We start from the raw sequence: 8,876 nt of genomic DNA on the forward strand, positions 1-8,876 counted from the left end.
AAACCCTGTGCCCTACCCTCGAGCACCCCGTTCACATCTGGTCACAGACGCCAACGTTTGCGTCTAAACCGGCCATAACGAAAGTGACCAGTGGGTCACCTTTTTTACTTCTTCTCTCCTACACTCAGCTTTCGGCCCGCCATTTGCTCATAGGAAGAGTGACGTAAAAAAGTCGAACTTTCACAAACGGCGGTGGGTCAGGAACTAAGTAGGCCAAATGCAAAGGGACCTCCCCCGCTTCGGCCCACCAACCCCATTCAGTCCAATCGCCTTCGGCCGGAATGCTGATCGCGCTGTGCCTGCGCGCACGACTCAGGGGCATGGATAGCACTACACGGATTTGAACCAGAGAGAACCAACACGAGATAACGCCGCGGGTGCCAGCACCCGGCCAAGCATAGGGACGGAGAGAAGTATGATCAGTGCCGCTGTCGAGCCTCACGTAGATTCATTCAAACCGGACAACCGCGAGCCGCTTACCCCGGAATTCGCCACGACAGGCAAGGCACCCGGCGCACAGCGCCAGCACAACCCGAACAAACGCAAGATCCTGTTCGTCACCTCGGAAATCGCCGACCTGATCAAGACCGGCGGCCTGGGCGACGTCTCCGCCGCCCTGCCCCGCGCCTTGGCGCACCTGCACGATGTACGCGTGCTGATCCCCGGCTACCGCCAGGTGATGGAGAGCGACAACCCGATTCACGTCGTCGGCGAACTGGGCGGCCACGCCGCACTGCCGCCGTGCAAGATCGGCCGTATGGACCTGGCCGATGGCCTGGTGATCTATGTGTTGATCTGCCCCGAGCTGTACGAGCGCGACGGCACTCCCTATGGTGCCAACAATGGCCGCGACTGGCCCGACAACCATATCCGCTTCGCCCGCCTGGGCCTGGCTGCCGCCGAGATTGCCGCCGGCGAAGGCATGATCCACTGGAAGCCCGAAGTGGTGCACGCCCACGACTGGCCTGCAGGCCTGGCCCCGGCCTACATGCACTGGCGCGGGCTGAACACGCCGACCCTGTTCACCATCCACAACCTGGCCTACCAGGGCGTCTACAGCCGTGGCTGCAGCCCGGAGCTGGCAATCCCCGAGCATGCCATGCAGCAGGAAGGTATGGAGTTCTACGGCAAGCTGTCGTTCCTCAAGGCCGGCCTGGCCTACTCCAGCCACATCACCACGGTCAGCGCTACCTATGCCCGGGAAATCACCACCCCCGAGTTTGGCTGCGGTTTGGACGGTTTCCTTGCGGCCAAGGCCCAGCAAGGCCTGCTGGGCGGCATCCCCAACGGCATCGACGAAAGCTGGGATTCGGCCACCGACAAGCACCTGCAACACAACTTCAGCATCAATGACTGGGACGGCAAGGCGCGCAACGCCGAAGCCGTGCGCCAGCTGTTCGAGCTCGAACCCTCCGAGGGCCCGCTGTTTGCCGTGGTCTCGCGCCTGGTCTACCAGAAAGGCCTCGACCTGACCCTGGGCGTGGCCGACTACATCGTCGAGCAAGGCGGGCAGATCGCGATCATCGGCCGTGGCGAGCCGGAAGAAGAACAGGCCATGCGCGAACTGGCGCTGCGCCACCCGGGCCGTATCGGCGTGCGCATCGGTTTCAACGAGACCGACGCGCGGCGCATGTTCGCCGGCAGCGACTTCCTGCTGATGCCGTCGCGCTATGAACCGTGCGGCCTGAGCCAGATGTACGCGCAGCGCTTCGGTTCACTGCCGGTGGCGCGCAACACCGGCGGCCTGGCCGATACCATCGAGTGTGGGGTGACGGGTTTCCTGTTCAACGAATCGACCGTCGAGAGCTACCGCGAAGCGCTGAGCCGCGCCTTCTATGTGTACGGCAAGAAAGACCTGCTCAACGCCATGCGCTGCCTGTCGATGACCCAGCCGTTCAACTGGTGCCAGGCGGTGGAACCCTACGCTCGCCTCTATGAGGACTTGGTCAAGCAGGCACAGTTCAGCCACAACTGAGCGGAGAATCGAAGATGCACAGGCATGGCGCACAGTTGTTGGACGCCACGTCGGCGCGCTTCGCCCTCTGGGCGCCGGATGCGCGCAGCGTGAGCGTGGAAATCGAGCAGCAGCCGCCGGTCGAGCTGCTGCCCGACAATGATGGCTGGTACACCGGCACAGCCCCGTGCCAGGCCGGCGATCGCTATCACTATCGAATCGACGGCAAATTGCAGGTAGCGGACCCCGCGTCGCGCTACCAGCCCGAGGGCGTGCAGGGGCCGAGCGAACTGGTGGATGTGGCCAGCTATGACTGGCAACACCCCTGGCAGGGCCGCCCGTGGCACGAAGCGGTCATTCAGGAATTGCACGTCGGTGTGCTGGGCGGCTATGCCGGGGTTGCCCGGCAACTGCCACGCCTGGCCGACATCGGCATCAGTGCTGTCGAATTGATGCCGCTTGGGCAGTTTCCGGGTGAACGCAACTGGGGGTACGACGGCGTGCTGCCGTTCGCGCCGCAGAATACCTATGGCAGCCCGCAGCAGTTGTGCGCGCTGGTCGACAAGGCCCATGGCGAAGGGTTGATGGTGCTGGTGGACGTGGTCTACAACCACTTCGGCCCAGACGGCAACTACCTGCACCAGTACGCCAGCCCGTTTTTCCGCGAAGACCAGCAGACGCCGTGGGGCGCGGCCATCGACTTCCGCCGTGCCGAGGTGCGCGAGTTCTTCATCCAGAACGCCCTGATGTGGCTGTGCGACTACCGCTGCGATGGCCTGCGCCTGGATGCGGTGCACGCCATCGACCAGCCGGACTTTCTCGTCGAGCTGGCGCAACGGGTACGCGCTGCGGTGGAGCCTGGCCGGCATGTGTGGCTGGTGCTGGAGAACGAGCACAACCAGGCCTTTTTGCTGGAGCAAGGTTTCGACGCGCAGTGGAATGACGACGGCCACAACGCCCTGCACGTGCTGCTGACCGGCGAAACCGAAGGCTATTACGCCGACTACAAACAGCGCCCCATCGACCAGTTGGCCCGCTGCCTGTCGGAAGGCTTCGTGTTCCAAGGCCAGGCCAACCGCCATGGCGAGCCGCGCGGTGAACCCAGCGGGCACCTGGCGCCGAGCGCGTTCGTGCTGTTCTTGCAGAACCACGACCAGATCGGCAACCGCGCCCTGGGTGAACGCCTGACCCGCCTGTGCCCGCCGCCAGCCCTGCGTGCGGCCACGGGCCTGCTGCTGCTGGCGCCAATGATCCCACTGCTGTTCATGGGCGACGATGACGGCAGTTGTCGCCCGTTCCTGTTCTTCACCGACTTCCACGATGAACTGGCCGATGCCGTGCGCGAAGGCCGACGCGGCGAATTCGCCCACTTCACCGCATTTGCCGACCCCGCGCAGCGTGAGCGCATTCCCGACCCCAACGCCGAGCAGACATTCGAGTCATCACGCCCGCAACACAACGAGGTCATTGCCGGCTGGCACGGCCTCTATCAGCAGTTGCTCGACCTGCGCCGTCGCCATGTCATCCCGCACCTGCCTGGCAGCCGTGCGCTGGGCGCCGACGTGCACGGCGACAAAGCGCTCAGCGCACGCTGGCGGCTGGGCGATGGCAACACCTTGCGCATCGACTTGAACCTGGCCGCCAGCCCCCAAGCCGTTGAACTACCCCCTGCCGCAACACGGCTGTTCGACAGCAGTGACAACCGCCACCCCGATACCCATCTGGCCGCGTACAGCTGCGTGGTCAGCCTGATTCCCCCTGGCCAGGAGCGCCCATGAGCGAAACCGCCCTGCACCGTCTGGCGGCCCGCGTCGGGCTCAGCCGTGACTGGATCGATGCCAACGCCCGGTCGCAGCAAGTCAGTGACGCCGTACTGCGCAACGTCCTCGAAGGTTTGGGCCACCCCGCCGCCGACGAGACCGCCATCCAGGCCAGCCTGCGCGCTGTGGAGGCCGCCGAGGACAGCGAGCACCTGCCGCCCTTGCTGACCGTCGAGCTGGGCCAACCGCTGCCCCTGCACCGCTACTTCAGCGCAGGCAGCGCGGTGCGTTGCACCTTGGAAGACCACAGCCAGCGCAGCCTGGCCCTGGACAGCCAGGCTGGCCTGCCCGGCGAACTGCCCTTGGGCTACCACACCCTGGAAATCGACGGCCGCACCTTCACCGTGGCCGTGGCGCCGTCGCGCTGCTACAGCCTTGAAGACAGCGTGTCGCAACCGCCGCCGCGCTGCTGGGGCCTGGCCGTGCAGCTGTACAGCCTGCGCCGCAGTGGCGATGGCGGCTACGGCGACTGCCTGGCGCTGGAGCAACTGGCGCGGACGGCCGCCGAGCGCGGTGCCGACGCCTTGGCCATCAGCCCGATCCACGCCCTGTCGTCCATCGACCAGCAGCACTACAGCCCCTACTCGCCCTCCAGCCGCCTGCTGCTCAACAGCCTTTATGCCAGCCCGGCCGCGCTGTTTGGCGAGCGCGCCGTGCGCATGGCCATCGAAGCCTGCGGGCTGGAGCAGCAGCTCGAAGACCTGGAGCAACGCCCGCTGGTCGACTGGCCCCGCGCTGCCAGTGCCCGCCTGCGCCTGCTCGAAGCGCTGTACCAGGACTTCAGCCAGGGCGATCACCCGCTGCGCAAGGACTTCGACAGCTACCGCGAAGCCGCCGGCCAAGCCCTGGAGCACCACTGCCGCTTCGAGGTGCTGCAGGCACAAGCGGTGGAGCATGGCCTGGGCGCCGACTGGCGCAAGTGGCCCAGTGCCTGGCACGACCCCTACCACGCCGAGGTCGAAGCCTTCGCCAATGCCTACCCGGCCAAGGTCGAGTTCCACGCCTTCTGCCAATGGCTGACCGAACGCAGCCTGCAACGAGCCCAGGAGGCCGCCCGTGGCAATGGCATGGCCGTCGGCCTGATCGCCGACCTGGCGGTAGGCGCCGACGGTGCCGGCAGCCAGGCCTGGAGCCGCCAGGACGAGTTGCTGGCCAACCTCAAGGTCGGCGCGCCGCCCGACATTCTCAACCGCTCAGGGCAGGACTGGGGCATTTGCGCGTTCTCCCCCGAAGGCCTCAAGCGCAATGGCTACCGCGCCTTTATCGAGATGCTACGGGCCAACATGGCCCATGCCGGTGGCCTGCGCATCGACCACGTCATGGGCCTGCGTCGGCTGTGGCTGATCCCCCGGGGCGCCAAGCCCAGCGAGGGCGCATACCTGAACTACCCCCTCGAAGACCTGCTGCGCCTGCTGGCGCTGGAGTCGGTGCGCCACCAGGCGATCATCCTCGGCGAAGACCTCGGCACCGTGCCCGAAGGCCTGCGCGAACACTTGGCCGACAAGGCCGTGCTGGGCATGCGTGTGCTGCCCTTCGAGCAGACCCAACCCGGCCACTTCAGGCCCATTCTCGACTGGCCGGACAGCGCCCTGGCCACCACCGGCACCCACGACCTGGCCCCGCTGGCCGGCTGGCTGCAGAACCGCGACATCGACTGGAGCCATCGCCTGCAGTTGATCGACGCCGCCACCGAACTCCATTGGCGCCAGGAGCGCCAGCAAGAACACGACGGCCTGCGCCGCACCCTGGAGGCCAACTACGGCCCCTTGCCCGACAACGACGCGGTGATCGACGCCGCTCTGCGCTACGTCGGCCATACCCGCGCCCCGCTGGTGCTGGTGCCACTTGAAGACCTGCTGGGCTGCGACGAACAACCCAACCTGCCCGGCACCACCGAAGGGCACCCCAATTGGCGCCGGCGCTTCGCCCTGCCGGTGCACGAACTGCTCGACGACGAAGACGCCGCACGGCGCCTGGAGCTGCTGGCCCAGGCCCGTGAACAAGCCTGGGAGCGTGACCGATGAAGCCCTTGACCGCGACCCTGCGCCTGCAATTTCACAGCGACTTCACCCTTGATCACGCCGTGCCGCTGGTGCCGTATTTTGCCCAGTTAGGCATCAGCCACCTGTATGCCTCGCCGATTCTCAAGGCCCGCGCCGGCTCCCGCCACGGTTACGACGTGGTCGACCCGACCCAGGTCAACCCGGAGCTGGGCGGTGAGGCTGCACTGGAGCGCCTGGTGGCCGCACTGCGCCAGCACGGCATGGGGCTGATCCTCGACACGGTGTCCAACCACATGGCCGTGGGCGGCGCCGATAACCCGTGGTGGCAAAGCCTGCTGGCCTGGGGCCGGCGCAGCCCGTATGCGGCGTTCTTCGATATCCAGTGGCACTCCAGCGACCCGCTGCTGGCCGGCCAGTTGCTGCTGCCCTTCCTGGGCAGCGATTACGGCGCGGCCTTGAAGCAAGGCGATATGCCGCTGACCTTCGACAAGCACCACGGTGTGCTGCAGATTGCCCACTACGAACACCGGTTCCCCATCTGCCCGATCGACTACGGCTGGATCCTCGCGCAAAGCCCCGAACCTGCCTTGCAGGCGTTGGCCGCGCATTTCACTGCCCTGCACGACAGCGCCCAACCGCTGGCCGCTGCCCTGCCCTTGCAGGCTGAACTGGCGCGCCTGGTAAAAGACGGCGCCGACCTCGACACGGCCCTGCTCGCTTTCGATAGCCGCAGCGAGGCCGGTTTCAAGCGCCTGCACCTGCTGCTCGAACGCCAGACCTACCGCCTGGCCAGCTGGCGCACCGCCGCCGACGACATCAACTGGCGGCGCTTCTTCGACATCAACGAGCTGGGCGGCCTGCGGGTCGAGCGCGCCGTGGTGTTCGAAGCCACCCACGCCAAGCTGTTCGAACTGATCGAACGCGGCCTGGTGGACGGCCTGCGCATCGACCATATCGACGGCCTGGCCGACCCGCGCGGCTATTGCCGCAAACTGCGCCGAAGGGTCGATGGCCTGCTGGCCCGGCGGCCCATGCATGCAGCGCTGGAGCACTTCCCGATCTACGTGGAGAAGATTCTCGGGGCCAATGAACACCTGCACCGCGACTGGCTCACCGACGGCACCACCGGCTACGAGTTCATGAACCAGGTTTCGCTGCTGCAACACGACCCGGCGGGCGAAGCGCCGTTGACCGAGCTCTGGGCCAACGTCAGCGAACGCCCGGACTTCGCCGAGGAGGTGCGCCTGGCCCGCCACCTGGTGCTTAACGCCAGCCTGGCCGGTGACTGCGAATCGGTGGCGCAGGCGTTGCTGCAGGTGGCCCGCGACGACCTGATGACCCGTGACCTGACCCTTGGCGCCATCCGCCGGGCCTTGCAGGCGCTGGTCGCGCATTACCCGGTGTACCGCACCTACTTCAACGCCTGCGGCCGCCCAGCCGAGGACGAAGCGTTCTTCCAGCAGGCCTTGGCCGCTGCCCGCCAGGACCTTGGCGAGGCGGACTGGCCACTGCTCGAACAGCTCGAACGATGGCTGGGCGGCCAGCCCTGGCGCGGCCTACCACCGGGCCGGCCGCGCAAGCACCTGCGCCATGCCTGCGTACGGTTCCAGCAACTGACCGCACCCAGCGCCGCCAAGGCAGTGGAAGACACCGCCTTCTACCGCAGTGCGCGGCTGCTGTCGCGTAACGACGTGGGCTTCGAGGCCGAGCGCTTCAGCGCGGGCCCTGCGTATTTCCACAACGAGGCCCAGCGGCGCCTGCGCGACTTCCCCGACAGCCTGCTGGCCACCGCTACCCACGACCATAAACGCGGTGAAGACACCCGCGCCCGCCTGGCCGTGCTCAGCGAACGCGGGCCGTGGCTGGCCAGCCGGGTGGAGCATTGGCGCGAGCTGGCGGCGCCCCTGCGGGCGCAACTGGACGATGGCCTGGCACCCAGCCCCGGCGATGAGCTGATGCTGCTGCAGACGCTGCTGGGCAGTTGGCCGCTGAGCCTTGAACCACACGATGACGGCGCACTGCGCCAGTACGCCGAGCGCCTGCGGCAATGGCAGCAGAAGGCCCTGCGCGAAGCCAAGTTGCGCAGCAGCTGGAGCGCCCCGAACGACGCCTACGAGGCCGCCTGCGCACGCTACATCGATGGCCTGCTGCTCGATGGCGAAAACCAGCAGTTGCGCAAGTCGCTGGCCGATGCCGCCCAGCTCATCGCCTGCCCAGGCGCGCTCAACGGCCTGGTCCAGGCGCTGTTGCGCATGACCGTGCCCGGCGTGCCTGACCTGTACCAGGGCAATGAATACTGGGACTTCAGCCTGGTCGACCCGGACAACCGCCGCCCGGTCGACTACGCCAGCAGGCGCCGCACCCTGGACGACGCCACGCCGGTCGCCGAGCTACTTGCCCACTGGCGCGACGGCCGCATCAAGCAAGCCCTGGTGGCGCGGGTGCTGGACTGCCGCCAGGCGCATGCCGAGCTGTTCCGCCGTGGCGCCTACCTGCCGCTGACCGTGCAGGGCCGGCATGCCGACAAGGTGCTGGCCTTCGCCCGCCTGGGTGACGACCAGCGCGCCATCGTGATTGCGCCGCGCCTGGCCAGCGGCCTGCTCGGTAGCGCCCCTACACCGTTGATCCCGGCCCATAACTGGGACGACACCCGGCTGATACTGCCGTTTGCCTTGTCGCCTGCCAACTCGACGGGACTTTTCCCCAGTGCTGCGGTCAGCCTTTCAAAGGAGCTGCCGTTGAGCGCCGTACTGTCGGAATTTCCAGTCAATGTGTTGATACAACAATCTTGAGCATCAGGAGCGTCATGATGAGTGTCGATGAAAAACGTATTCGTGAATTTGCCTACCAGATCTGGGAGTCGGAAGGTAAGCCGGTCGGTGAGGAGGAACGCCATTGGGAGATGGCGCGCAAGCTCGCCGAGGCTGAAGCACTTGCGCCCAAGGCAGCGCCACGCAAGAAAGCGCCAGCCAAGACAAAGGTAGTAGCAGAGCCGGTTCAGAAACCTGCAGCGGTGAAGAAGCCTCGCACGGTGAAGAAGCCGGCTGCTGGTTAAACCTGTACCGGCCTCTTCGCGGGGCAAGTCGGATCGCCGCACCG

General features: G+C 66.5%; 5 protein-coding genes. All 5 read left to right on the top strand.

Going from position 1 to position 8,876, the window contains the following annotated elements; all coding sequences use genetic code 11:
- Positions 1-415: 415 nt before the first annotated feature.
- Genes glgA through NP534_RS23685 form a run of 5 tightly spaced genes read left to right on the top strand, consistent with a single transcriptional unit; the run spans position 416 to position 8,832 of the window.
- Entirely contained in the window at positions 416-1,975 is a 1,560-nt protein-coding gene (gene glgA, locus NP534_RS23665; protein WP_274100303.1) for a glycogen synthase GlgA, read from the top strand.
- A gap of 14 nt (positions 1,976-1,989) precedes the next feature.
- The gene (gene treZ / locus NP534_RS23670) at positions 1,990-3,732 is read left to right on the top strand and encodes a malto-oligosyltrehalose trehalohydrolase (RefSeq protein WP_186663864.1); all 1,743 of its coding nucleotides are present in this window, start codon (positions 1,990-1,992) and stop codon (positions 3,730-3,732) included.
- Positions 3,729-5,798 (top strand): 4-alpha-glucanotransferase, encoded by a 2,070-nt coding sequence (gene malQ / locus NP534_RS23675; RefSeq protein WP_274100304.1) that lies wholly within the window; start codon positions 3,729-3,731, stop codon positions 5,796-5,798. Before treZ ends, malQ begins: the two co-directional genes overlap by 4 nt.
- Positions 5,795-8,569, top strand: coding sequence for a malto-oligosyltrehalose synthase (locus tag NP534_RS23680; RefSeq protein WP_274100305.1), 2,775 nt, complete (start codon positions 5,795-5,797; stop codon positions 8,567-8,569). The genes malQ and NP534_RS23680 overlap by 4 nt, the downstream gene beginning before the upstream one ends.
- Positions 8,570-8,583: 14 nt before the next feature.
- Positions 8,584-8,832 (top strand): DUF2934 domain-containing protein, encoded by a 249-nt coding sequence (locus tag NP534_RS23685; RefSeq protein WP_274100306.1) that lies wholly within the window; start codon positions 8,584-8,586, stop codon positions 8,830-8,832.
- Positions 8,833-8,876: the final 44 nt, after the last annotated feature.

The sequence above is a fragment of the Pseudomonas sp. 39004 genome, assembly GCF_028682155.1.
Taxonomy (GTDB): domain Bacteria; phylum Pseudomonadota; class Gammaproteobacteria; order Pseudomonadales; family Pseudomonadaceae; genus Aquipseudomonas; species Aquipseudomonas capeferrum.

Excerpts from the sequence above, each read along its gene's own strand:
- NP534_RS23680 (WP_274100305.1), top strand. The coding sequence starts at position 5,795 with ATGAAGCCCTTGACCGCGACCCTGCGCCTGCAATTTCACAGCGACTTC.
- glgA (WP_274100303.1), top strand. The coding sequence starts at position 416 with ATGATCAGTGCCGCTGTCGAGCCTCACGTAGATTCATTCAAACCGGAC.
- treZ (WP_186663864.1), top strand. The coding sequence starts at position 1,990 with ATGCACAGGCATGGCGCACAGTTGTTGGACGCCACGTCGGCGCGCTTC.
- malQ (WP_274100304.1), top strand. The coding sequence starts at position 3,729 with ATGAGCGAAACCGCCCTGCACCGTCTGGCGGCCCGCGTCGGGCTCAGC.
- NP534_RS23685 (WP_274100306.1), top strand. The coding sequence starts at position 8,584 with ATGATGAGTGTCGATGAAAAACGTATTCGTGAATTTGCCTACCAGATC.